Here is a 23,712-nt window from a genome sequence, read left to right on the forward strand (position 1 = left end):
TCTCCTGGCGCCTGCGGCGCAGGAAAAGTGTTTCCTATGTCCCCGAACACCCGTTTCCCATGTCTCCGGTCTATACACCTCTGAAGAGGAACAACGCAGGTGGACTGCGTTACCCGAGCGGCACAGATAAAGTCTGTGTCGCCAGATCTGGTGGCTTAAGACCGCAGCGTCCCGCGCACAAACAGCCAGGTCATGCCCGCAGAGCCGGCAATGCCGGCCACCATGGGCAGGCCCGTGCCATCCACGAAAAGGCCGACGATGCCCATCACCACCGCACCGGTGGCGAACTGCAGCGTGCCCATCAGGGCCGAGGCGGTGCCGGCGATGGGCCCGTGGTCTTCCAGCGCGAGGATGGCCGAGGTGGGGATGATCAAGCCCAGGAAGCCGTACCCCACGAAGAGCAGGGCCAGCAGCACGGGCAGGGCGTCCACGCCCAGCAGAAAGAGCGCCAGCAGCAGGACCATGACACCCGCGTAGCCGTGGGCGGCCATGCCGATCATGGGTTTCATGCCAAAGCGCCGGCCCAGGCGGGCAGTCAGCTGTGACATGCCGATGAACGAGGCCGCGTTGGCCGCAAAGACGATGCTGTACTGGCGCGGCGTGAGGCCGTAGTGGTCGATCAGCACGAAGGACGAGTTGGCCAGGTAGGCGAAGAAGCTGGCGATGCCGAAGGCGCCGATCAGCACCAGGCCCAGGAAGCGGCGGTCGCGCAGCAGGGTGAGGTAGCCGCGCAGGGCCTGGTGCCAGCTGCTGCCCACGCGCTGCTCGGGCGGGCGTGTCTCGTTCACCTGCGTGGCGATCAGGAGCAGGCCCAGCAGGCCGGCCGCCAGCATGAACCAGAAGGTGCTGCGCCAGCCCTGCCATTCGATCAGCAGGCTGCCGGCCAGCGGCGCCAGGATGGGCGAGACGCTGAAGACCAGCATGAGTGTGGACATCAGGCGCAGCGCCTCGTGCCCCGTGTACAGGTCACGCACCACGGCGCGCGGCACCACGCTGCAGGCGCAGGCGCCCAGGCCCTGCACGAAACGCATGGCCACCAGGGTGTGGATGTCGGGCGCGAGTGCGCAGCCCACGCTGCCCAGGGCAAACAGCGCCAGGCCGAAGTACAGCGGCGGTTTGCGGCCCACCATGTCGGAGACCGGCCCGTAGATCAGCTGGCCCAGACCCAGGGCGATGAAAAAGGCCATGAGGCTGCCCTGCACGGCGCCGATGGATGCGCCCAGGCTCTGCCCGATGGAGGGCAGGGCCGGCAGGTACATGTCGATGGCGAAGGGGCCGATGGCCGAGAGCAGGCCCAGGACGAGGGCCGCGCGCAGGAAACTGGTGGTCATGAAAACCTCTCGGTCGGTCGACCGGGGTGTCGTGGAATGAAGCACATTGTCACGCTTTCACGTGATCCCGGCGATCATAGTCGGCCTCAGTGGTTGAGCCCCGGGACGATAGGCGCTAAGCTTTGGGCATGCCCTGTGCGGCCTGTGCCTGAACAGCACAAGGTCAGGCAAGGCGATACGCAGACCCAGCCAGGTTTCACCGCCGATGGATATCAAGTCCCTGCTAGCTTCCCCTGTGGCTCTGCCCAGCATTCCCCGCGTGATCGCGCTGGCGCTGACCGAGCTCAACGCACCGGAGCCCGACGCACGGCGCGTGAGCAGCTTGCTGAGCATGGAGCCGGTGATGACCGCGCGCCTGCTCAGGGTGGCCAATTCCGCGCGCTTCCAGCACCGCAGCCGCGTCGGCACCGTGGGCGAGGCCCTGACCATCCTGGGCCTGCGACCGGTGCGGGACATGACCATCGAGGCTGCCATGAGCAGCGCCTTCCGCAAGGTGGGCGGCGTGGACATGAAGCAGTTCTGGCGCTACAGCCTGGACACCGCGAGTCTGACGCAACTCCTGTCCCGGTCCAGGAAGATGGATGTCTCGCCTTATACGGTGGGCCTGGTCCACGCCCTGGGCGAACTTGTCATGCATCGCGGCATGCCCAGGGAGATGGCGCAGCTCAACCAGCGCATCGACGTTTTCGCGCCCCAGCGCGCGCGTGCCGAGCACGAACTGCTGGGCTATTCCTACGCCCAGGTCGGCGCCGGGTTTGCGCGGGCCTGGCACCTGCCCGAGGCCCTGGTGGAAACGCTGGAGCATCAGGACGCGCCCTTCGAGCGCGAGGGCTACGAGCCCATGGCCGGCATCCTGCATGTGGCGTCCTGGCGCTGCCGCGCGCACGAGATGGGCTACTCGGAAAACAAGCTTGCCGTGAGTTTTCCCGACAAGACCGCCCTGGCCCTGGGCCTGGATGTGGGCGTGGTGCTGGCCCATGCGCCGGTGGACTGGGCCTCCAGCCAGGAGGCACGGCTTTTCCTCGAATAGGTGCAGCCGCTCAGGCGGCGTAGCCGAGCACTGCGAAGTAGTGCAGGCCCGTGCCGGCGGCGACGAAGCCGTGCCACACCGCGTGGGCGTAACGCAGCTTCGTGTCGAGCATGAAGAACACGACGCCCACGGTATAGGCCACCCCGCCGGCCACCAGCAGGGCCAGGCCGGCCGAGGGCACGCGCTCCACCAGCGGCACCGCCGCGATCAGCACCAGCCAGCCCATGGCCAGGTACAGGCCGGTGGACAGCCAGGGGTGCGAGAGCCGGTCGAAGGCCTTGAGAGTGATGCCCATGGCGGCCATGGCCCACACCAGGCCGAACAGCGTCCAGCCCCAGGCGCCGCCCAGCGCACCGAGCGCGAAGGGCGTGTAGCTGCCCGCGATGAAGAGGTAGATGGCGCCATGGTCCAGCTTCATGAACACCTGCTTGGCGCGGCCCTGCGGCAGGGCGTGGTAGAGGGTGGAGGTGAAGTAGAGCAGCACCATGGTGGTCGCGAACACGGCCGCGCCCACGATATTGGCCGCGTTCAGCGGGCTCACGGCCACGAGCAGGATGGGCGCGGCGATCAGTGCCGCCAGCAGGGCCAGGCCGTGGCTCACGCTGTTGGCGATTTCCTCGCCGAGGGTCTGGGGACGTTCGCTCATAAGCGACAATTTTCTCACGCGCGTGTGAACGGCGCGTGTCAGGCACGGCATCCAACCTTAAGGAAGATCAAGCAAATCGCCGGCATCGTCGCCGGCCTATTTGCGCGTGCGTTCCTTCTCGTAGTCTTCGTAGGTCTGCCGGTTCACGCGGCGCATGCAGTCGTCGTAGGCGCCGGGCGGCTGGCGGCGGCATTCGCTTTCGGCACTGGCGCGGGCGCCTTCGTACCAGGCCCGCGTGCTGCAGCCGGCCAGCAACAGACTCGCCAAAAGGGCGGACAGGAGGAGGGTACGGTGATGCATGGGGTGAGTTTACAAGGGCTGGGTCGCAGTCACCTTGACGCCGGCTAACCGTCCCGGAGTTGACCTGCGTCAACGAAAAACCGCGATTGCTTCCTATTCTGAGTTGTCCGGTGCCTGCGGGTCGCCGACTGGCGCACCGGACCAACCGATCCTTTCCAAGGAGGAAGCAGTCATGCAAGCCAACAAGGAGACATTGCTCTGGATGTACGAGAAGATGGTCGAGATCCGGAACTACGAGGAGACCATGGCCATGGTCTACCTGGAAGGCAAGTTGCCCCCCAATATCCAGCAGGGCCTGGCCTTCGACATCGGCTCGGGCCCGGTGCCGGGTGAGATGCACCTCGCGGCCGGGCAGGAGCCAGTGGCGGTGGGCATCTGCGCCCACTTGAAGCAGGAGGATACGGTGGTCGGCACGCACCGCCCGCACCATTTCGCCATTGCCAAGGGCGTACCGCTCAATTCCATGACGGCCGAGATGTTCGGTAAGGTGACGGGCCTCGGTAAGGGCAAGGGCGGCCATATGCACCTGTTCGATCCGGCGCACAAGTTCAGCTGCAGCGGCTTGATCGGGGCCAGCCTGCCGCCGGCCTGCGGCGCGGGTCTGGCCGCCAAGAAGCTGGGCAAGGACTGGGTGGCGGTAGCTTTCTTTGGTGAGGGTGCGGCCAACCAGGGGGCGGTGCACGAATCGCTCAACCTGGCGGCGCTTTGGAAGCTGCCGGTGATCTTCGTCTGTGAAGACAACAAATGGGCCATCTCCGTGCCCAAGACCAGCGCCACGTCCATTGAATGGGTGGCCGACCGCGCCCCGGCCTATGGCATGCCCGGCATCAAGGTGGCGCAAAACGATGCGCTGGCCGTGTACGAGGCCGTGGCCCCGGCCATCGCGCGCGCGCGCCGCGGCGAAGGCCCCAGCCTCGTCGAGGTCAAGACCGACCGTTACCTGGGCCACTTCCAGGGTGACCCCGAGACCTACCGCCCCAAGGACGAGGTGGCCAACCTGCGCAAAAACGATCCGATTCCCAGGCTGGCCGCGCAGCTCAAGAGCGCCGGCCAGATGACGGACGCGGAAGAGGTCGCCATCGTGGCGCGCGCCAAGCAGCGTGTGGCAGATGCCTTTGCCTACGCCCGCAAGAGTGACTACCCGGCCCCGCAGGAAGCCCTGCAGGACGTCTTTGCCTGAACCGGAGGAACACCAAATGGCTAACACCCGCAAACTCACCATGGCCCAGGCCATCGCCGAGGCCATCGGCCAGGAGATGGAGCATGACAACAAGGTCTTCGTCATGGGCGAGGACATCGGCAAGTACGGCGGCATCTTCGGTGCCACCGGCGGTCTGCTCGACAAGTTCGGCCCCGAGCGCATCATGGACACGCCGATTTCCGAAACGGCCTTCATCGGCACCGCCACCGGCGCCGCCGCGGCCGGCCTGCGCCCGATCGCCGAGCTGATGTTCGTGGACTTCTTCGGCGTCTGCATGGACCAGATCTACAACCACCTGGCCAAGAACACCTATATGGCCGGCGGCAACATCAAGCTGCCCGTGGTGCTGACCACGGCCATCGGCGGCGGCTACGGTGATGCGGCGCAGCACTCGCAGTGCCTGTACGCCACCTTTGCTCACATGCCGGGCCTCAAGGTGGTGGTGCCGTCCAACGCCTACGATGCCAAAGGGCTGATGACCCAGGCCATCCGTGACGACAACCCCGTGCTCTTCATGTACCACAAGGGCATCATGGGCCTGCCATGGATGGCCTACTTCGAAGGCAGCAGCAACGAAGTGCCCGAAGAGCAATACACCATCCCCTTCGGCGTGGCCAAGGCGGTGCGCGAGGGCAGCGACCTGACCATCGTCACGCTCAGCCAGATGGTGCAGAAATCCCTGCTGGCCGCAGAGGAGCTGAAGAAGCAGGGCATCAGCGCCGAGGTGCTGGACCTGCGCACCCTGGTGCCGCTGGACCGCCAGGCCGTGCTCAAGTCCGTGGCCAAGACCGGCCGCCTGCTGGTGGTGGACGAGGACTATTTGAGCTTCGGCCTCACCGGCGAGATCGCCGCCCTCGTGGCGGAGAACCTGGACACCGTGGCATTGAAGGCGCCTGTCAAGCGCCTGGCCGTGCCCGACGTGCCCATCCCCTATAGCAGCCCGCTGGAGAGGTTCGTGATCCCGCAGGTGGACAACATCGTGAGCGCCGCGCGGGCGCTGATGAAAGCCCACGTCGCCGAAGGGCAGCCTGCATGAGGGACATCACCCTGGGTGCCGAGGCGTGGGAAGGTGTGGACGACTCGGTGCAGGCGCTGGTGGACAAGTGGCTGGTGCAGCCGGGCGACACCGTGCGTGCCGGCCAGCCGCTGGCCAATGTGGTGCTGGTGAAGTCCAACCAGGAAATCACCGCCCCGGCCAACGGCCGTATCGCAAAGATCCTGGTGCCGGCCGGCGCCACCTTTGCACGCGGCACGGTCATCGCCATGCTGGAGTAAGGCAAATTGCCAGCGTTGCCGCACTAGAGCAGGCCTGGAACCACCAGCAGCTGGAGCAGCCAGTGGTGGCGCCCCTGTGGCGGGTCTGGACCTACGAACAGCCCGCGCTGGTGCTGGGCTGTTCTCAGCGTCTGCTTTACGAGCGGCTGATGGCGGGACCGGGCGGCCCGCCCATCGAGGTGCTGCTGCGCGAATCCGGGGGGGGCGCCGTGCTCACCGGCCCCTGGCTGGTGAGCCTGTCGCTTGTGCTGCCCCCACATCACCCCTGGCTGGGGCAGGGCCTGCCGGAAAGTTACCGCCTCCTGGGCCGGCTGCACGCCGACGCCTTGGCGGACGAGGGGCTGGCCGTCAAGGCCCTGCCACCGCCACAGATCGTCGGCACGCAGGCCTCACTCGCAGCGCGGGGCTTGCCCGCGCTGGACTGGGCCTGCTTCGGCAGCCTCGGTCCGTGGGAGGTGGTCGACGCCCAGGGGCGCAAGCTCGTGGGCCTGGCGCAGCGGCGGCGTGCCTCGGGGGTGCTGCTGGTCGCCGGCACGCTGGTCGCCGAGCCGGACTGGGGTTTGTTGTGCGACGCACTTGGGCGGCGGGACGAGGCGGCATGGCTTCGACAGCGCACGGCGTCTTGCGGGCGCTTGCTGGGTCGGACGTGGTCGTCCGGCAGCTGGAGCGCAGCGCTGTCGCGCCGGCTGGCCCTTGCGCTGACGGACGCGTGAAGATGTGCTGGCCGATTCATCCGCCCTTGAGCTTCTGGACCCGTTCGCCGTCCTTGAGCGAACTTGGCGGGAAGAGGATGACCTCCGTGCCCGGCGCCAGTTCGGTCTTGACCCAGGCCTCGCTGCCGTTGCGCGCCAGCACCTCGACCTCGTGCAGGCGGGCGCGGCCGCCTTCCACGGCATAGAGCGCGGCGCGGGCGCCGGAGGGGAAGAGGGCGCTGACCGGCACCTTGAGTGCGTCCTTCTCGGTCTGCACCACGATGCGCACGTCGGCCTTGTAGCCGTCGCCCAGCGCGCTCCACTGCTCGCGCGGGGAGAGGATGTCGAGCACCACGTTGACGCGCTGCTCCTCCACCCCCAGGGCGGAGATCTTGGTGAAGGCGGCCGGCTCCACCAGGCGCACGCGCGTCAGCAGGCTTTGCGGGCTGCCCCAGTTGGCCAGCGTGGCCGGCGTGCCCGGTTTGACCTGGGCGGCGTCCTCGGTCAGCAGGTCCACCACCACCTCCAGGTCGCCGGGTTCACCCAGTTCCAGCAAAGGCGTGCCAGCCTGCACCAGGCCTTCGCTCTGCTGGTTGACCTTGAGCACCTTGCCGGCAACCGGCGACTTGATGGCCCAGCTGCGTTGCGTGGCGGGCCCGCCCTGGCTGAAGGTGCGGATGGCGATGCGGGCCTGCGCCAGCTCGTGGCCGGTGGCGTCTTCTTCCTGGCGCGCGCTGTCGAGTTCCTTCTGGCGCAGGCGCACGGTCAGGCGTCCGGTTTCGTTCTGCGTGGGCGAGACGAAACCCTGCTGGGCCAGCGTCTCGCTGCGCTTGAGGTCGGCCACGGCCTGGTCGAGCGCGGCGCGGGCGCGTTCCACATTGGCGCTGGCGCGGCGCACGGCGGCCTCCATCGCGCCGATGCGCTCGTTCTGCTCCTGGCGCGCACGTTCGTCCAGCAGGCCGGGCATGACGGGCCACAGCGTGGCCAGCACGGCGTCGCGTGCCACGCTGTCACCCTGCTTCAGGCTCAGGCGCTGCACGCGGCCGGTGAGCGGGGTGGACACCACGTAGCGTTCGCGCAGGCGGGTCTTGCCGTCTTCCTGCACGGCGCGCTCGAAGGGGCCGCGGCTCACCGCGCCCAGTTCGACCTCGGTGGCCTGCGGCCAGAAGGCCCAGACCAGCAGCAAGACGGCCAGCAGCACGCCGGCGCCGGTCCAAAGTTGTTTCCTGGAGATGTTCATGCTTGGTTCCCTGTCGGCTGGTTTCTATTCTCGTGTCTTGAGCACGCCCACCAGGTCCAGCGTGTCGATGCGCCGGCGTACGATGAGGGCGCTGGCCACGCCGGCGGCCACGACGACGATGGCGGCATAGGCATAGGTGGGCGGCTGGATGATGAGCGGAAAGAAGAACTCGTCGGTCTTGATCAGCTGCACGATGCCGGCGGCCAGCCAGTAGCCGGCCACCAGGCCCAGCGGGATGGCGATCAGGATTTCCAGCGCCAGCTCGCCCAGCAGGAAGGTGGAGACCTCACCGCGCGTGAAACCCAGCACGCGCAGGCTGGCCAGCTCCCAGGCGCGTTCGGCCAGCGCGATGCGTGCGTGGTTGTAGACCACGCCCACGGCGATGATGCTGGCGAAGACGGTGAGGATGGCGCTGAAGACCAGCACATTGCGCGCGGTGATCTCCTCGATGTTGCGCAGCATCACGGACTTGCTGAAGGCCGCCGCCACCCGCGGCAGGTTCTTGAGCCGATCCAGCAGTTCGGGCTCATGGCCGCGTTCCACCGAGAGGGCGACCACATTGACGTGGTCGCCTTCCTGCAGCAGGCGGTTCAGGCTGCGCCGTTCGATGTAGGCACCCATGCCCATCATTTCCTGCACGGTGCCCATGACCGGCAGATCCAGCACCTGGCGCCGGCCTTCGAGCAGCTCCACGCGCACGGTCTGGCCCGGCTTGATGTGCAGGCGTTCGGCCAGGCGGTCGGTCAGCAGCAGACCGTCTTGCGGTGGGGCGAAACTCTGGTGGGCCACGTCCACGATGCGTTGCAGCTGCGGGTCGGCGCTACGCCCTTGCACGCTGCCGCGCCAGTGGTGCTGGCCGTGCACCAGGCGGGCCGGGACGCTGCGCACGCCTTCGACGGCCGTGACGTGCGGCAGCCGCGCCATCTCGTAGGTGACGGGTGCGGGCGCCGCCTCGACCAGACTGACGATGACGTCGCCGCGCAGCACCAGGCGGAACTGGGTGTGCAGCAACAGGTCGATCGTGTCGCGCCAGAAGGTGCCGCTGATGACGATGGCCATGGAGGCGGCGATGCCGAAGATGGTGAGCAGGGTGCGCAGGGGGCGGCGCTGCATGGTGCGCAGGACCATGCGCACGGCCGGGCTGAAGAACTCGCGCAGGCCCCAGGTCTCGACGAAGCTGGGCCGAAAACGCCCTGGCGCGGGCGGGCGCATGGCCTCGGCCGGGGCCAGCCGCACGGTGGCCGAGATGGCGCGCCAGGTGGCGCCCAGGGCGGCGACCAGGGTGATGACGGTGGCGGCCAGGATCAGTTCGGGCCGCACGCGGTGGCGCAGTTCGGGAAAGCGGAACACCTCGGCATAGATGCCGGAGAACCAGTTGCCCAGCCAGGCGCCCACCCCCAGGCCGATCAGCACGCCCAGGATGACGATGAGCAGCACCAGCTTGACGTAGTGCGCGCCGATGGCCGCATTGCCGTAGCCCAGGGCCTTGAGCGCGGCGATCTGCTCGCGCTGGGTGGCGATCTGGCGGCTCAGCACCACATTGAGCAGGAAGGCGGCCACGGCCAGGAAGATGCTGGGCAGCACGGTGCCCATGACACGTTGTTCCTTGATCTCGGAATTCAGGATCATGTGCGACATCTGCTCGTCGCGGCCCTGCGCGCTGATGCCGCCGTAAGGCGCGAGCAGGCGGTTCAGGCCGTCGATCACGCGGCCCTCGCTGGCGCCCGGGGCCAGGCGCACCGCCACCTGGTTGAAGGCGCCTTCCATGTTGTAGGCGGCGGCCAGCGCCTGGCGGTCGAGCCAGAAGACGCCGAAGCCGCGCAGGTCGGGCGAGCCGCCCATGCCAGCGAAGATGTACTCGGGCGAGAGCGCGATGCCGGTGATCAGCAGTTCCTCGCGCTTGCCGTTGACCAGGGCGTGGATGCGGTCGCCGGGCTGCAGCTTGCGGGCCATGGCGAAACCTTCCGACACCAGCACCTCCAGCGCGCTGCTGCGCTGCGTGACCGGCATGCGCCCCTCGCGCAGGTGCAGGCGGTTGAGACGCGGCAGCGCCTGCAGGTCGATGCCGATCAGGCGGCCGATGATGGGGTCGGACACATGGGGAATGTCCACCTGCACGATCTGCGTGAGTGAGGTCTCCACGTGTGCAGCGCCGGGCAGGGTGGCCAGCTGGCGTTCCAGCGCCAGGGGCGCGCGCTTGAGGCTGGCGAAGACGTCGGCAAAACGTGATTCGGTGTAATAGACCTCGCGCGACCAGGACAGCGCGTCGTAGGCGCTGAAGGTGGCGATGAAGCCGGCCACGCCGCTGGCCACCACCAGGGCGATGGTGACGGCCTGGCTCCACATGAGCCGCAGGTCGCGCAGCAGCTTGCGGTCCAGGGCTTTCACCAGGACAGCTCCGAGGGGCTGATCTTGTGCGGGTTGACGTCCACGCGCTGCACGCGCCCGCCGCCCAGGTGCAGCACGCGGTCGGCCATGCCGGCGATGGCCGCGTTGTGCGTGATCACGATGGCCGTGGTACCCAGCTCGCGGTTGATGCGTTCGATGACTTCGAGCACCAGTTTGCCGGTGACGTAGTCCAGCGCGCCGGTGGGCTCATCGCACAGCAGCACCTCCGGCCGCTTGACGATGGCGCGCGCGATCGCCACGCGCTGCTGCTCGCCGCCCGAGAGCTGCGAGGGGAAGTGGTCCAGGCGCTCTTCCAGGCCCACCATGCGCAGCGCCTCGGCCGCGGGCATGGGGTTGTGCGCGATGTCGGTGACGAGTTCGACGTTCTCCCGCACCGTCAGGCTGGGGATGAGGTTGTAGAACTGGAACACGAAGCCCACGTGCTCGCGCCGGTAACGCGTGAGCTCGGCGTCGCTGGCGCCGCTGAGCTCGTGCTCGGAAAAACGCGCGTTGCCGCTGCTGGGACGGTCCAGGCCACCCAGGATGTTGAGCAGGGTGGACTTGCCGCTGCCCGAGGGGCCAAGCAGCACGATGAACTCGCCTCGACGGATGTCCAGGTCCACGTCCTGCAGGGCTTTCACCTCGACCTCGCCCATCTGGTAGGTCTTGCTCAGCTTGTGGGCGGTGAAAACGGTGGGGCTGGCTTCGGCGCTCGGCTTCATATCCTGTGGCGGGTCCATGGCGGGTGGGGCCCATGATAGGCGCGCTGCATCTGGGCATCTTGACCCCGGTCATGAATCCCGGGCGTGGGTCCCTCCCGGCGTGGCACAGCAGATCGCTTGCGCAGGGGGCATGGATGCACCAATATGTCCCGTCCGTTCCTTCGGACGGCGTGGATTGGTTAAAAGTTCAGGTTCTGCTGCAGGATTTATCGCAAAGTTGTTGATTCCTCATGGTTCTGGCTCTGCGCAGGACGTATCCTTGGACTAGAATCGGCGCGTCTGCCGGCGTCAAGGGTGGTGGCAGACGTGAAATTCACATGAAGTCTTCCGATTCCGAACTGATCAATATCTCAGACCTGCGCATCGGGCTCTACGTCGAGCTCGAACTGGGCTGGATGTCGCATCCCTTTCCGACGGGCAGCTTCAAGATCACCTCGCCTCGCCAGATAGAAACCATCCGTGGCCTGGGGCTCAAGCAGGTGCGTTATGTGCCGGCCAAGAGCGATCCGCCGTCGGATGGCCTGGCGAGCCAGCCAGCCACGGACGAGGCTTCGGCCGCGCGCGCCCTGGCGCAGGAGCGCGAGTTCCGCCGGCGCCGTGCGGCGCTGATCGAGTCGCAGCAGCAGAGCCTGAAAGCCTGCGAGCAGAAATTCGGCCAAGCCCAGCAGCAATACCGCCGTGTGCAGGAGCGGGTGCTGGATCAACCCCAAATCGTGCGCGACGAGTGCGTGGCCATGATTCAAGCTTTCGTGCAGGAAATGGCGTGCGACGGCGAGGCGGCCATCCGCCTGCTGTCCGAGGGCGTGGGTGAGCGTGCCGCCATGCACCCGGTCAACGTCACCGTGATGAGCCTGCTGCTGGGCAAGGCCATGGGCCTGGCGGGCCCGGCCCTGGTCGACCTGGGCGTGGGCGCCTTCCTGCACGATGTGGGCAAGCTGCAGCTGCCCCAGCGCGTGCGCTGGTTCGAGGACGGCTTCTCCATCGAGGACTTCAAGCTCTACCAGGAACACGTCAACAAGGGCGTGGCCATTGCCAACCGCATGCAGCTCAGCGAAGGCGCGCTGATGGCCATTGCCCAGCACCACGAGCTGATCGACGGCACCGGCTTCCCCATGCGGCCGCCCGGTGGCGACCTGACGATGCCGGCGCGCATCCTGGCCCTGGTGAACCGTTACGACAACCTCTGCAACCCGGTGCGCCTGGTGACGGCGCTCACCCCGCACGAAGCGCTGTCCCTGCTGTTCGCACAGCACAAGGCGCGTTTCGACAACATCGTGCTGAGCGCTTTTATCCGCATGATGGGGGTCTACCCGCCCGGCTCGGTGGTGCAGCTCATCGACGGGCGCTACGCGCTGGTCGTCTCGGTCAATTCCGTGCGGCCGCTCAAGCCCCGGGTGATCGTGCACGAGCCTTCGGTGCCCAAGCGCGAGGCCCTGATCCTCGACCTGGAAAGCCAGCCCGGCATCGGCATCCGCCGCAGCCTCAAGCCGGCCAGCCTGCCGCCTGATGCGCTGGAGTACCTGGGCCCGCGCCAGCGCATTGCCTACTACTTCGAGAACTCAGGCCCGGCCCCGCTGGCCGACGCCTGAGCGTTTGCGGGTCCCCATTAAAAAGCCAGGGCATGCCCTGGCTTTTTTGATGCGCACCGCGGTCGGTGCCGCGTTCGATCAGATCGCCTTGGCGGCGCGCAACTCGTCGAGCTGCGCCTTGTTGTAACCCATCTGCATCAGCACCTCTTCGGTGTGCTCGCCCAGCAGGGGGGAGCGGGTCACGTCGGTCGGGCTGTCCGAGAGCTTGATGGGGTTGCCCACGCTCAGGTACTTGCCGCGCACCGGGTGGTCGACTTCCACGATGGTGCCGGTTTCGCGGAGCGACTGGTCCTCGGCGATTTCCTTCATGGAGAGGATGGGGCCGCAGGGGATGTCGAACTCGTTGAGGATGTCCATGGCCTCGAACTTGGTCTTGGTCTTGGTCCATTCCTCGATGCGGTCGAAGATCATCTTCAGGTGCGGCAGGCGGGCCTGCGGCGTGGCGAAGTGCGGGTTAGTGATCCAGTCCTCCTCGCCGATGATCTTGCAGATGGCAGGCCAGACGGCGGCCTGGGTGATGAAGTAGATGTAGGCGTTGGGGTCCTTCTGCCAGCCCTTGCACTTGAGGATGGAGCCTGGCTGGCCACCGCCCGAGGCGTTGCCCGCGCGCGGCACGGCTTCGCCGAACTCGATGTCGGGGTACTGCGGGTACTCGCGCAGCTCGCCGGTGCGCTCCAGGCGCTGCTGGTCGCGCAGCTTGACGCGGCACAGGTTGAGCACGGCGTCCTGCATGGCGGCCAGCACCTTCTGGCCGCGGCCGGTCTTCTCGCGCTGGAACAGGGCGGTGACGATGCCCAGGGCCAGGTGCAGGCCGGTGCCGCTGTCACCGATCTGCGCGCCCGTCACCATGGGCAGGCCGTCGGGGTCACCGGTGGTGGAAGCAGCGCCGCCGGTGCACTGGGCCACGTTCTCGTAGACCTTGCAGTCGACATAGGGACCGGGGCCGAAACCCTTGACCGAGGCCAGGATGATGCGGGGGTTGATCTCCTGGATCTTCTCCCAGGGAAAGCCCATGCGGTCGAGCGCGCCGGGGGCGAAGTTCTCGACCATCACGTCGCATTCCTTGATCAGCTTGATCAGCACTTCCTTGCCCTTGGGGTTCTTGGTGTCCAGGGTGATGGAGCGCTTGTTGTGGTTGAGCATGGTGAAGTACAGGCTGTCGGCGTTCGGGATGTCGCGCAGCTGTCCGCGCGTGGCATCACCTTCACCGGCCTTCTCCACCTTGATCACGTCGGCGCCGAACCACGCCAGCAGCTGTGTGCAGGTGGGTCCCGACTGCACGTGCGTGAAGTCGAGGATGCGCACTCCTTCGAGGGCCTTGGTCATGAAAAAACTCCTGGTTCTAATGATAAAAAATTCTTATGAATAGAAGCGACTAGTCTTCTATATGACTTGATCATTATAGGGGTTTCAACGCATTGAAATATTGTCGTTTTTTATGTGGGCGCAGGGCCCTGCTGATACATGCGTACAGAGGAGAAATGCAGGTATTTCCAGACCGAAGCGAGGAAACCAACGAGGCAAAAAAAACGGCGCCCGAAGGCGCCGTTTTCATGTCCGAGGGGAAGTTCTCAGACGGCTTTCTTGCCGTGCATGGCCGTGATCTGGTCCTTGCTGTAACCCAGCTCGGCCAGCACCTCGTCGGTGTGTTGGCCCAGCAGCGGGGAGGCGGTGACTTCGGGCTTGAGGTCCGAGAACTTGATCGGGCTGCCGATGGTGAAGTAGCTGCCGCGCACGGGGTGCGGCACTTCGACGATGGAGCCGCTCTTGCGCAGCGATTCATCGACCAGCAGTTCCTTCATGGACAGCACCGGGGCGCAAGGAATGTCGAACTTGCGGAAGATGTCCACCGCTTCGAACTTGGTCTTGTCCTTGATGAAGTCTTCGATGGTGGCGAAGATTTCCATGATGTGCGGCTGGCGGGCCTTCGGGGTGGTGTAGGCCGGATCGGTCTTCCACTCGGGTTTGCCCAGCGCGTCGCAGATCGGCTCCCAGGCGTGGCCCTGCACCGTGAAATAGATGTAGGCGTTGGGGTCGGTTTCCCAGCCCTTGCACTTCAGGATCCAGCCCGGCTGGCCGCCGCCGCCGGCATTGCCGCCGCGCGGGGTCACGCGGTCCTTGAAGGCGTCCATCTCGTGCGGGTACTGGGGATACTCTTCCAGGTAGCCCAGACGCTCCAGACGCTGCTGGTCGCGCATCTTCACGCGGCACAGGTTCAGCACGGCGTCCTGCATGGACACGGCGACCTTCTGGCCCTTGCCGGTCTGCTGGCGGCCGATGATGGCGGTCAGGATACCGATGGCCAGGTGCATGCCGGTGTTGGAGTCACCGAGGGCAGCCGCGGAGATCGTGGGCTGCGAGTTCTCGCCCTTCCACCAGCCGGTGGTCGAAGCGGAGCCGCCGGCACACTGGGCCACGTTTTCGTAGACCTTCAGGTCTTCGTAGTGGTGGCCGTCGCTGAAGCCCTTGACCGAAGCCAGGACCATGCCGGGGTTGAGCTTCTGGATGTGCTCCCAGGTGAAGCCCATGCGGTCCAGCGCGCCGGGGCCGAAGTTCTCGACCATGACGTCGGACTTCTTGATCAGTTTCTCGAGCACTTCCTTGCCCTCGGCCGTCTTGGTGTCCAGGGTCAGCGAACGCTTGTTGCTGTTGAGCATCGTGAAGTAGAGCGCGTCGGCATCGGGCATGTCGCGCAGCTGGCTGCGGGTGACGTCGCCGGCGCCCGGGCGCTCGACCTTGATCACGTCCGCGCCGAACCAGGCCAGCAGCTGGGTGCAGGCAGGACCGGCTTGCACGTGCGTGAAGTCGATGATCTTGATGCCCTTGAGGGGTTTGTTTCCAGACATGTGCATATCTCCTTGTGGGTTGTTGCGCTAGTGAAATCAGTGCTTCTTGGTCGCAGCGCTCGTGGGGTTGAGGCTGGTGATACGACCGCTTTCGGTGCCGGCACCTTCGTCGATGACGGCATTGATCAGGGTGGGTTTGCGCGACTTGATGGCTTCTTCCATCGCCTTGCGCAGCTCGGCCGGGGTGGTGGCCTGCACGCCGACGCCGCCGAAGGCTTCCATCAGCTTGTCGTAGCGCGCGCCCTTGACGAACACCAGGGGCGAAGGATCGCTGGAGCCGCCGCGGGCCAGTTCGTCGCCGCGGTAGACGCCGTTGTTGTTCATGATGACGATGCAGACCGGCAGGTTGTAGCGGCAGATGGTCTCGACTTCCATGCCGCTGAAACCGAAGGCGCTGTCGCCCTCGATGGCGATCACCGGCTGGTTGCTTTCGACGGCGGCGGCCACGGCAAAACCCATGCCGATGCCCATCACGCCCCAGGTGCCCACGTCCAGGCGCTTGCGCGGCTTGTACATGTCGACGATGGAGCGGGTGAAGTCCAGCGCGTTGGCGCCTTCGTTGACCAGGATGGCGTCGGGGTTGGCCTTGATGATGTCGCGCACCACGTTCAGCGAGCTGTGGTAGTTCATCACCGGCGGGTTCTTGGCCAGGGTCTCGGCCATCTTCGCGACGTTCTTGTTCTTGCGCTCGACCACGGCGCCGGTCCACTCGGCCGGGGGCTTGGCCCAGCTGGAGCCCATGCCGGCGAGCAGGGCGGACACGCAGGAGCCGATGTCGCCGACCAGCGGGGCGTCGATGGCCACGTTGCTGTCAGCCTCGGTGGGCGAGATGTCGATCTGGATGAACTTCTGGCCACCGGCGTTCTTGTGGTCCTTGCCACCCCAGGTCTTGCCCTTGCCGTGCGAGAGCAGCCAGTTCAGGCGCGCGCCGACCAGCAGCACCACGTCGGCCTCCGGCAGCACGAAGGAACGGGCGGCCGAGGCGCACTGCTCATGGGTGTCGGGCAGGATACCCTTGGCCATGGACATGGGCAGGTAGGGAATGCCGGACTTCTCGACCAGGGTCTTGATGTCGGCGTCGGCCTGGGCGTAGGCGGCACCCTTGCCCAGCAGGATCAGGGGCTTCTTGGCGCCCTTGAGCAGGTCCAGGGCGCGCTTGACGGCGTCCGGGGCGGGGATCTGGCGCGGAGCGGGATCGACCACCTTGATCAGCGAAGCCTTGCCGGCAGCAGCGTCCATGGCCTGGCCGAACAGCTTGGCCGGCAGGTCCAGGTAGACACCGCCCGGGCGGCCGGAGACGGCGGCACGGATGGCGCGGGCGATGCCCACGCCGATGTCTTCGGCGTTGAGCACGCGGAAGGCGGCCTTGCACAGGGGCTTGGCGATGGCCAGCTGGTCCATCTCTTCGTAGTCACCCTGCTGCAGGTCGACGATCTCGCGCTCGGAGGAGCCGGAGATCAGGATCATGGGGAAGCAGTTGGTGGTGGCGTTGGCCAGGGCGGTCAGGCCATTGAGGAAGCCGGGGGCGGACACCGTCAGGCAGATGCCGGGCTTGCCGGTCATGAAGCCGGCGATGGCGGCGGCGTTGCCGGCGTTCTGCTCGTGGCGGAAGGAGATCACGCGCAGGCCTTCTTCCTGCATCATGCGGGTCAGGTCCGTGACCGGAATGCCCGGCAGGCCGTAGATGTTGGTGATGCCGTTGAGTTTCAGAGCATCGATGACCAGGTGGAAACCATCGGTCAGTTCTCTGGATTGAGCGTCGTTGGACATGGTTGTAGTCTCTCTCGGTTTTTGACGTCTGTGAAAGTCGGGCGACCCGGCGGGCAAATATCTGCGGCTCCTCGAATCTGGGGGACCCCGGGAGCGCGCAATCGGGGTGTCAGGCGGTGCTGGGGCCCTTGTTCGACGAGGTGTCAACAGGGCCCATTTGCATCGACGGGTTATGATAGAAACCGATTCAGTATCCGCCATTGACCACGGTCAATTTTCGGGACAAATAACCGGCTTTCCACGGGGAGCCGGCCCGCTACCGGCGCGAATGCGCGATCCCTGGCCCATGACATCCATCGAGAACCATCCGGAAAAGAACATCATTCGGGTTCAACTCCGCCAGAACAACGTGCTCAAGGGCATGAGTGCGGCGTCGCACGAGGAGCTGGAACAGCACCTCACGGTGGTGGATTGCAACAAGGGCGATTTCCTGCTGCACCAGGGCGTGCATGAGATGGAGCAGTATTTCATCCTCGACGGGGTGCTCAAGCGGGTCGTTGCCAATGCCCAGGGCAAGGAAATGATCCTGCGCTTCGCCGCCGAGCGCGAGATGGAAACCAGCTACGCAGCATGGTCTCTCAAGACGCCTACGCCCTACAGCATCGTTTCAGTGACCAAGGCGCGCGTGGTCAAGCTGCCCCTGCCGGAGTGGATCGCCTTCATCGATCGTCATCCGGAGGAAAAGCGCCTGTTCGAGTACTGCGTGATGAACCTCATGAGCGAAATCATGGCGCACACCATCACGCTGCACCTGCTGGACGCGCCGGGCCGTGTGCACCGCTTCCTGCGCAAGCACCCCGAGCTGTTCGACCGCATCCCGAAAAAGGAACTCGCGGCCTACATGAACCTCTCGGCTGAGACGCTGAGCCGCCTCAAGCAGCGCGGCAAGATCTAAGGCTGCGCTGAACAAGCCCCCCGCCGCGTGCTGCATCCCCGCAGCGGGCGGTCTGCGGCGTTGCAAATCCTCGCCATAGCAGGAACTATGGCTGTGGTTTGCGCCTTGCATCCCATCCCTCTGCGGGGCGCGCAGCCCATCGCCAGGACTTATTCCGCGCAGCCCAAAGAAAAAGGGCCTGTTCCGTGAGGAAGCAGGCCCTGGTTCCGGCCCCGCAAGGGGGCAGGAGCGCAGATGATCAGGTCTTCGAGTGCGTGAACAGGCGCGAGGACGTCATCAGGCGCAGGCGGTTCTCGACGCCGACGACACCGGACACCATCGAGGCGACCTTTTCCACCTCGCCCTGCTCGTGGGCGTTGACCACGATGCCCTTGAGGATCACGCGGCCCTTCTGGGCTTCGATGGTGATGTTCACCTCTTGCGTGGTCTCGTTGTCCTTGAGGGCGGAACGCACGCGGGACGCCAGGGTCATGTTGGCCAGCAGCTGGCGCGAGGCCTCGGACTCCTGGAACTCCGGGCGCTGGCTCAGCTGGCGGATCTGCTCCACGCAGCTGTGCACGCTCAGGCGGTCGGTGTTGAGCACCAGATCGTAGAGCACCGGGTCGCCCCAGGTGACGCCGAAGAGCTGGTGCATGCGGGTGGCATGCGCGTGGTCGCTGCGACGGATCTCGCTTTCCGCGAAATCGCGGTCGTCGGTCTCCAGATGGTTCATGAGCCATTCGACGCGCTTGTGGAAGGAGCGGGTGATGCGCACCGTGAGCACGTGCGGCACGGGGCGCAACAGGCAGGTGGCGCCCCAGCCGCGCAGCACCACATTGCCCTTGTTGGCCAACTCAAACACTTCTTCGGCAGTGTAGAGGGCAAGACGCTCGGTGTCGGTCTTGGCGCGCTCGATCAGCCCGGCCTTGCCTTCACGCAGGCGGTTGATCAGGCTGGTCGAGACGTGCATCTTGCCGGCCACATGATCCACCACCTCGTGGCGCATCACGGCCAGGTTCATGGCGGCCGTCAGTTCCAGGGCCACATCCTTGGCCAGGGAACCCATTTCCTGGGTCATTGCAATCACGGGCATGTTCTTACTCCTTCGTCGGTACTCGAAAAGGGGGCTCAGTCCACGGGACGCTCGGCGGCGAACTCATCCTGCTTGGGCGGCTTGACCAGGGCGATCAGCTTGGAGATCAGCGGCCAGAACAGCAGGAGCAGGGCCAGGGTGGTGATGGAGCCGACCAGTGCGTTGGAGTACATGACCGAGAGCTCACCCTGCGAGACCAGCATGGCCTGGCGGAACGAGTCTTCGGCCTTGTCGCCCAGCACCAGGGCCAGCACCAGTGGCGCAAGCGGGTAGTCGAGCTTCTTGAACACGTAGCCCACCACGCCGAACAGCAGCATGAACCAGATGTCGAGCATGGCGTTGTGCACGGTGTAGGCACCGATCGCGCAGATCACGATGATCACCGGGGCGATGATCGAGAAGGGGATGCGCAGGATCGAGGCGAACAGCGGCACGGTGGTCAGCACCACGATCAGGCCGACCAGGTTACCCAGGTACATGGAGGCGATCAGGCCCCACACGAAGTCCTTCTGCTCGACGAAGAGCAGCGGGCCGGGTTGCAGACCCCAGATCAGCAGGCCACCCAGCAGCACGGCGGCGGTCGGCGAACCCGGGATACCCAGGGCCAGCATGGGCAGCAGGGCGGCGGTACCGGCAGCGTGGGCTGCGGTTTCCGGCGCCACGACGCCTTCGAGTTCACCGGTGCCGAATTTGGCGCCGTTCTTGGACATCTTCTTGGCGATACCGTAGCTCATGAACGAGGCCGGGGTGGCACCACCGGGGGTGATGCCCATCCAGATGCCGATCAGCGAGGCGCGGATCGAAGTCGCCCAGTAGGCGGGCAGCTTCTTCCAGGTCTGCCAGACGACCTTGGGGTCGATCTTGGCGCTCTTGCCGGAGAAGGCCAGGCCTTCTTCCATCGAGAGCAGGATCTCGCCGATGCCGAACAGGCCGATCACAGCGATCAGGAAGTCGAAGCCGCGCATCAGCTCGGTGAAGCCGAAGGTCAGGCGCAGCTGGCCGGTCACGGTGTCCATGCCCACCGCGGCCAGGCCGAAGCCGATCGTCATGGAAGCGAGGATCTTGAAGGGCGAGCCCTTGCCCATGCCCACGAAGCTGCAGAAGGTCAGCAGGTAGACCGAGAAGAATTCGGGCGGGCCGAACTTCAGGGCGAACTTGGCCACCAGCGGCGCCAGGAAGGTGATCATCACCACGGCGACGAAGGCACCCACGAAGGACGAGGTGAAGGCGCCGGTCAGCGCTTCGCCGGCGTGGCCCTTCTGGGCCATGGGATAGCCGTCGAAGGTCGTGGCCACCGACCAGGGTTCACCGGGGATGTTGAACAGCACCGAGGTGATGGCGCCACCGAAGAGGGCCCCCCAGTAGATGCAGGACAGCATGATGATGGCCGAGGTCGGGTTCATGCTGAAGGTCAGTGGCAGCAGGATGGCCACGCCGTTGGCGCCGCCCAGACCGGGCAGCACGCCGATCAGCACGCCGAGGACGATGCCCACCACCATGAGCAGAAAGTTCATGGGCGTCATCACGACGGCGAAGCCCTGGAACAGTGCGTTGAGTTCTTCCATTTTCTTAAGTCTCCGTAATTTCCTGCTGGGTGCTCAATAGCCCAGGAAGCTGAGCGGGTCGAAGGCGCCCTTGTGCAGCGGCACCTTGAACCAGACTTCGAACATCATGAAGAACACGGCGTTGACCACCAGGGCGATGATGACGCTCTTGAGCCAGCTGTACTTGCCCAGAATGATCATGAAGAGCGCGATGTAGACGGCCGAGGCGACGTAGATGCCGATCACCTGGATGAAGCCGACGTAGACGGCGGCGGGCAGCAGCACCGACAGCACGCGCTTGAAGGATTCGCGGTCAACGAACACCTCGGTGTTCTTGTCCTTGCTGGTCAGCGCCTGGTACAGCACGCCGACACCCGAGATGCAGAGGATCAGGCCGATGTAGAAGGGGAAATAACCGGCGCCGGGGCCGTCACTGGTCCACTCGGAACCCAGTTTGCGGCTGCCATAAATGATGGTGCCGCCCATGATGATTACCAGGATCGCGACGATCGCATCAATGATGTTGGTGGCTACGCCGGTGCGTTCGCCTTCGTGTGATTCCATATTCGATTCCATGACGAAAGAAGTGCTGATGAGGTAATTTCGGGCGGCAGAAAACTAGGGTCAGCGCCAGTCCAGACTGGCCACCGTCCCGCTGTACTTTGCGTGGGGGTGGGAGAGGGCGGGTCCGGTCCCGGCATGAGGCCGGACCCGCGGATGGTTTTGGGCTTACTTGGCCAGGAAGCCAGCTTCCTTCATGAGGTCGCGGTGGGTATTCTCAGCAGCGGTGAGCCACTTGTTGAAGTCCGCGCCACTCATGGTGGTCTGGTTGAAGGCACCCTTTTCCATGTATTCCTTCCAGTCCGGAGTCTCGCGGACCTTCTTGAGCAGGTCGACGTAGTACTTGAGCTGGTCAGCCGTGATGCCGGGGGCGGCGAAGATGCCGCGCAGCATGACGTAGTCAGCCGGCACGCCAGCTTCCTTGCAGGTCGGGATGTCGTTCCAGGACTGGGTGTCGGTCACCTTGGCCTTGTAGGGCATGCGGACGTCGTCGAACACGCACAGGGCACGCAGCTTGCCGGCGCGCCACTGGGCAACGGCTTCGGCCGGGTTGTTCACGCTCGAATCGACGTGGCCGCCGACGAGCTGCACAGCCACCTCACCACCCCCCTTGAAGGGGATGTAGATGAACTTGGTGCCGGTGGCCTTTTCCATGCCCACGGTCAGGATCTGGTCTTCCTGCTTGGATCCGGTGCCGCCCATCTTGAACTTGTTCGGGCCGGCGGCCTTCACGGCGTCCAGGTACTCCTTGGCCGTCTTGTACGGCTTCTCGGCATTGGTCCACAGCACGAACTGGTCCAGCGCCATCATGGAGACGGGCGTCATTTCCTTCCAGTTGAAGGGAACACCGGTGGCCAGGGGCGTGGTGAACAGGTTGGACAGGGTGATGATGATCTTGTGCGGGTCGCCCTTGGCTTCCTTGACCGAGAGGAAGCCTTCGGCGCCAGCGCCGCCGGACTTGTTCACGACGATCAGGGACTGGTTCATCAGCTTGTGCTTGACGATGATGCCCTGCATCAGGCGGGCCATCTGGTCGGCACCACCGCCCGTACCGGCGGGCACCACGAACTCAACCGGCTTGGTCGGTTCCCATGCCATGACCGGCAGCGAGGCGCTCAGCCCGGCCGCGGCGATGACGGCCGTGGCTGCGGCCACGACCCTGGTTTTCAGTTTGGCTTGAAAGCTCTTCATCTCTTGTCTCCTGTTGATGGAACGTTTGCCGATTAAGACCACTCTGCGTTAGCCTCTCGATTACCTTGCAGCAATCGACGTGCTTCTACTGTGAAATTTTCTCGCGAATTTGCTCTTGATTGCGGTCAACTTTTCAGAATTTTTCGCGGGCCCTAGGGTTTCTACGAGTGGGGATATTGCGTACGCTCGCAGCGCTGTTGCGAGCCTGCGCCCGCATTTTTTTTGATGCATTCCTCGCGTGTACGCAGCCCTGCATGCTACTCCGGTCGCGAGGCCTTGAACATAAACTTTCACTCGGATACGCATCAACGGCCTCTTATGTCTGTTGACGCACACCGAAACAAAACGGGCAGCCGCTGGCTGCCCGTGTGAGGTGAAGCAGGGTGCGAGGCCGCGTTCAGCCGGCGCTCTTTTTTTCGCCGGCCGGCTGCAGGCCGTGGCTGCGCGCGAATTCGCCGGCTTCCATCTTCTTCCCGCCTTCGGGCTTGAGGCGCAGCACCTCGATCGTGCCGCCCTGGGCGTAGATGAAGAGGGACTGCTCGGTGACCTGCACGATCTCGCCGGGCTTGCCGCGCACCGCGCCGAAGGTGCGCACGGGATGCTTGCGGCAGTCGTAGATCGAGACCTTCACGCCGCCGAGTTCGCACCAGGCGCCCGGCGCCGGGTTGCAGGCACGGATCAGGTTGTAGACCTGGTCCACATGGTTGGCCCAGTTGATCTTCGACTCCTCGGCCTTGAACCAGCCTTCATAGCTGGCCAGGCTTTCGTCCTGCGCCACTTCGGCGTGCTTGCCGGCCACCACCAGATCGGCGGCCTCCAGCATGGCGGCCACGCCCTGCGGGAAGAGGTGCTTGAAGTAGACGTCACCCAGCGTGTCGTCGGGGCCGATGGGGCAGCGCTTCTGCAGTATCACCGGGCCCTCGTCCAGGCCGTCGGTCGGGCGGAAGATGGTGAGGCCGGTCTCGCTGTCGCCGCGGGCGATCGGCCAGTTGATGGATGACGGACCGCGGTACTTCGGCAACAGCGAGGGGTGGTACTGGATGGTGCCGTGCCTGGGGATGCGCACGAAGGACTGCGGTGCGAACTGCAGCACATAGGCCATGATGCCCAGGTCGACGTTCAGGTCGCGCAGGGCGGCTTCAGCCTCGGGGCTCTTGAGGCTGGGGAGCTGGAAGACCTTCAGGCCGGCCGCTTCGGCGGCGGCACGCAGGGCATCAGGCTTCTCACCCGGCTTCTCGGGTTTGCAGAACACGCCGGCAACGGTGTCGCCGCGCGCCAGGAAGGCTTCGAGCACGGCCTTGCCGAAATCCTGTTGGCCGATGATGGCGATACGCATGGTTTTCTTGTCTCCTCGGAAATTCAGTGCGAGCTTATGGAAGCCGGATTATCCGTGGCTTACAGGGCCGACCTATCAGCCGG

At 65.4% G+C, this 23,712-nt stretch carries 21 protein-coding genes; 7 read left to right on the top strand and 14 right to left on the bottom strand.

The features are described from left to right. Positions 1–155: 155 nt before the first annotated feature. Positions 156–1,331 (bottom strand): multidrug effflux MFS transporter, encoded by a 1,176-nt coding sequence (locus AC1RRP_RS17150; protein ID WP_493038310.1) that lies wholly within the window; start codon positions 1,329–1,331, stop codon positions 156–158. 205 nt (positions 1,332–1,536) lie between these two features. Here AC1RRP_RS17150 and AC1RRP_RS17155 point away from each other — a divergent pair, with 205 nt between their 5' ends. Continuing rightward, entirely contained in the window at positions 1,537–2,361 is an 825-nt protein-coding gene (locus AC1RRP_RS17155; RefSeq protein WP_493038312.1) for an HDOD domain-containing protein, read from the top strand. 10 nt (positions 2,362–2,371) lie between these two features. Here the strand turns inward: AC1RRP_RS17155 and trhA are convergent, their stop codons facing one another. Together trhA and AC1RRP_RS17165 are read right to left on the bottom strand one after the other, a co-directional pair. Beyond that, positions 2,372–3,007, bottom strand: coding sequence for a PAQR family membrane homeostasis protein TrhA (gene trhA / locus AC1RRP_RS17160; protein ID WP_493038314.1), 636 nt, complete (start codon positions 3,005–3,007; stop codon positions 2,372–2,374). Between the two features lie 96 nt (positions 3,008–3,103). Next, positions 3,104–3,307 (bottom strand): hypothetical protein, encoded by a 204-nt coding sequence (locus tag AC1RRP_RS17165; RefSeq protein ID WP_493038316.1) that lies wholly within the window; start codon positions 3,305–3,307, stop codon positions 3,104–3,106. Positions 3,308–3,479: 172 nt separating this feature from the next. On the opposite strand from AC1RRP_RS17165, the gene AC1RRP_RS17170 reads away from it, so the two are divergent. From AC1RRP_RS17170 to AC1RRP_RS17185, 4 genes are read left to right on the top strand one after another with little or no spacing between them, the layout of a single operon-like run. Continuing rightward, positions 3,480–4,487, top strand: a complete 1,008-nt coding sequence (locus AC1RRP_RS17170) for a thiamine pyrophosphate-dependent dehydrogenase E1 component subunit alpha (RefSeq protein WP_493038318.1) — start codon at positions 3,480–3,482, stop codon at positions 4,485–4,487. A gap of 16 nt (positions 4,488–4,503) precedes the next feature. Continuing rightward, on the top strand, positions 4,504–5,544 hold the full coding sequence (locus AC1RRP_RS17175; protein ID WP_493038320.1) for an alpha-ketoacid dehydrogenase subunit beta: 1,041 nt from the start codon (positions 4,504–4,506) through the stop codon (positions 5,542–5,544). Beyond that, positions 5,541–5,783 carry a lipoyl domain-containing protein gene (locus AC1RRP_RS17180; protein WP_493038322.1) on the top strand — a complete coding sequence of 81 codons (243 nt, stop codon included), beginning with the start codon at positions 5,541–5,543 and terminating at the stop codon, positions 5,781–5,783. The genes AC1RRP_RS17175 and AC1RRP_RS17180 overlap by 4 nt, the downstream gene beginning before the upstream one ends. Before the next feature lie 5 nt (positions 5,784–5,788). Further along, on the top strand, positions 5,789–6,496 hold the full coding sequence (locus tag AC1RRP_RS17185) for a lipoyl protein ligase domain-containing protein (RefSeq protein ID WP_493038578.1): 708 nt from the start codon (positions 5,789–5,791) through the stop codon (positions 6,494–6,496). 16 nt (positions 6,497–6,512) lie between these two features. Here the strand turns inward: AC1RRP_RS17185 and AC1RRP_RS17190 are convergent, their stop codons facing one another. Genes AC1RRP_RS17190 through AC1RRP_RS17200 form a run of 3 tightly spaced genes read right to left on the bottom strand, consistent with a single transcriptional unit; the run spans position 6,513 to position 10,825 of the window. Continuing rightward, positions 6,513–7,715 (bottom strand): efflux RND transporter periplasmic adaptor subunit, encoded by a 1,203-nt coding sequence (locus AC1RRP_RS17190; protein ID WP_493038324.1) that lies wholly within the window; start codon positions 7,713–7,715, stop codon positions 6,513–6,515. Positions 7,716–7,739: 24 nt separating this feature from the next. Then, positions 7,740–10,103: an ABC transporter permease gene (locus AC1RRP_RS17195; protein ID WP_493038326.1), complete on the bottom strand. Its 2,364-nt coding sequence runs from the start codon at positions 10,101–10,103 to the stop codon at positions 7,740–7,742. Next, entirely contained in the window at positions 10,100–10,825 is a 726-nt protein-coding gene (locus AC1RRP_RS17200; protein WP_493038328.1) for an ABC transporter ATP-binding protein, read from the bottom strand. Before AC1RRP_RS17200 ends, AC1RRP_RS17195 begins: the two co-directional genes overlap by 4 nt. A 317-nt stretch (positions 10,826–11,142) precedes the next feature. Here AC1RRP_RS17200 and AC1RRP_RS17205 point away from each other — a divergent pair, with 317 nt between their 5' ends. Further along, on the top strand, positions 11,143–12,414 hold the full coding sequence (locus tag AC1RRP_RS17205) for a cyclic di-GMP phosphodiesterase (RefSeq protein ID WP_493038331.1): 1,272 nt from the start codon (positions 11,143–11,145) through the stop codon (positions 12,412–12,414). 78 nt (positions 12,415–12,492) lie between these two features. On the opposite strand, the gene frc (AC1RRP_RS17210) is transcribed toward AC1RRP_RS17205, so the two are convergent. From frc (AC1RRP_RS17210) to oxc, 3 genes are all read right to left on the bottom strand, one after another. Beyond that, on the bottom strand, positions 12,493–13,740 hold the full coding sequence (gene frc, locus AC1RRP_RS17210; RefSeq protein WP_493038333.1) for a formyl-CoA transferase: 1,248 nt from the start codon (positions 13,738–13,740) through the stop codon (positions 12,493–12,495). 245 nt (positions 13,741–13,985) lie between these two features. After that, complete coding sequence (gene frc, locus AC1RRP_RS17215; RefSeq protein ID WP_493038335.1) at positions 13,986–15,260, bottom strand: formyl-CoA transferase; 1,275 nt, start codon at positions 15,258–15,260, stop codon at positions 13,986–13,988. A 36-nt stretch (positions 15,261–15,296) separates the two neighbouring features. Next, positions 15,297–17,030 carry an oxalyl-CoA decarboxylase gene (gene oxc / locus AC1RRP_RS17220; RefSeq protein ID WP_493038337.1) on the bottom strand — a complete coding sequence of 578 codons (1,734 nt, stop codon included), beginning with the start codon at positions 17,028–17,030 and terminating at the stop codon, positions 15,297–15,299. Between the two features lie 286 nt (positions 17,031–17,316). Here oxc and AC1RRP_RS17225 point away from each other — a divergent pair, with 286 nt between their 5' ends. Then, positions 17,317–17,925 (top strand): Crp/Fnr family transcriptional regulator, encoded by a 609-nt coding sequence (locus tag AC1RRP_RS17225; protein WP_493038339.1) that lies wholly within the window; start codon positions 17,317–17,319, stop codon positions 17,923–17,925. Between the two features lie 238 nt (positions 17,926–18,163). On the opposite strand, the gene AC1RRP_RS17230 is transcribed toward AC1RRP_RS17225, so the two are convergent. The 5 genes from AC1RRP_RS17230 to AC1RRP_RS17250 all read right to left on the bottom strand — a co-directional run bounded on the left by AC1RRP_RS17230 (position 18,164) and on the right by AC1RRP_RS17250 (position 23,629). Further along, positions 18,164–18,997: a cytidylate kinase family protein gene (locus AC1RRP_RS17230; RefSeq protein ID WP_493038341.1), complete on the bottom strand. Its 834-nt coding sequence runs from the start codon at positions 18,995–18,997 to the stop codon at positions 18,164–18,166. A 35-nt stretch (positions 18,998–19,032) separates the two neighbouring features. Beyond that, complete coding sequence (locus AC1RRP_RS17235) at positions 19,033–20,562, bottom strand: tripartite tricarboxylate transporter permease (RefSeq protein ID WP_493038343.1); 1,530 nt, start codon at positions 20,560–20,562, stop codon at positions 19,033–19,035. Positions 20,563–20,595: 33 nt separating this feature from the next. Further along, positions 20,596–21,117, bottom strand: coding sequence for a tripartite tricarboxylate transporter TctB family protein (locus AC1RRP_RS17240; RefSeq protein WP_493038345.1), 522 nt, complete (start codon positions 21,115–21,117; stop codon positions 20,596–20,598). A 153-nt stretch (positions 21,118–21,270) separates the two neighbouring features. Continuing rightward, positions 21,271–22,293: a Bug family tripartite tricarboxylate transporter substrate binding protein gene (locus AC1RRP_RS17245; RefSeq protein WP_493038347.1), complete on the bottom strand. Its 1,023-nt coding sequence runs from the start codon at positions 22,291–22,293 to the stop codon at positions 21,271–21,273. A 397-nt stretch (positions 22,294–22,690) separates the two neighbouring features. Continuing rightward, complete coding sequence (locus tag AC1RRP_RS17250) at positions 22,691–23,629, bottom strand: methionyl-tRNA formyltransferase (RefSeq protein ID WP_493038349.1); 939 nt, start codon at positions 23,627–23,629, stop codon at positions 22,691–22,693. Positions 23,630–23,712: the final 83 nt, after the last annotated feature.

This window comes from Hylemonella sp. GW821-FHT12C09 (genome assembly GCF_058807395.1).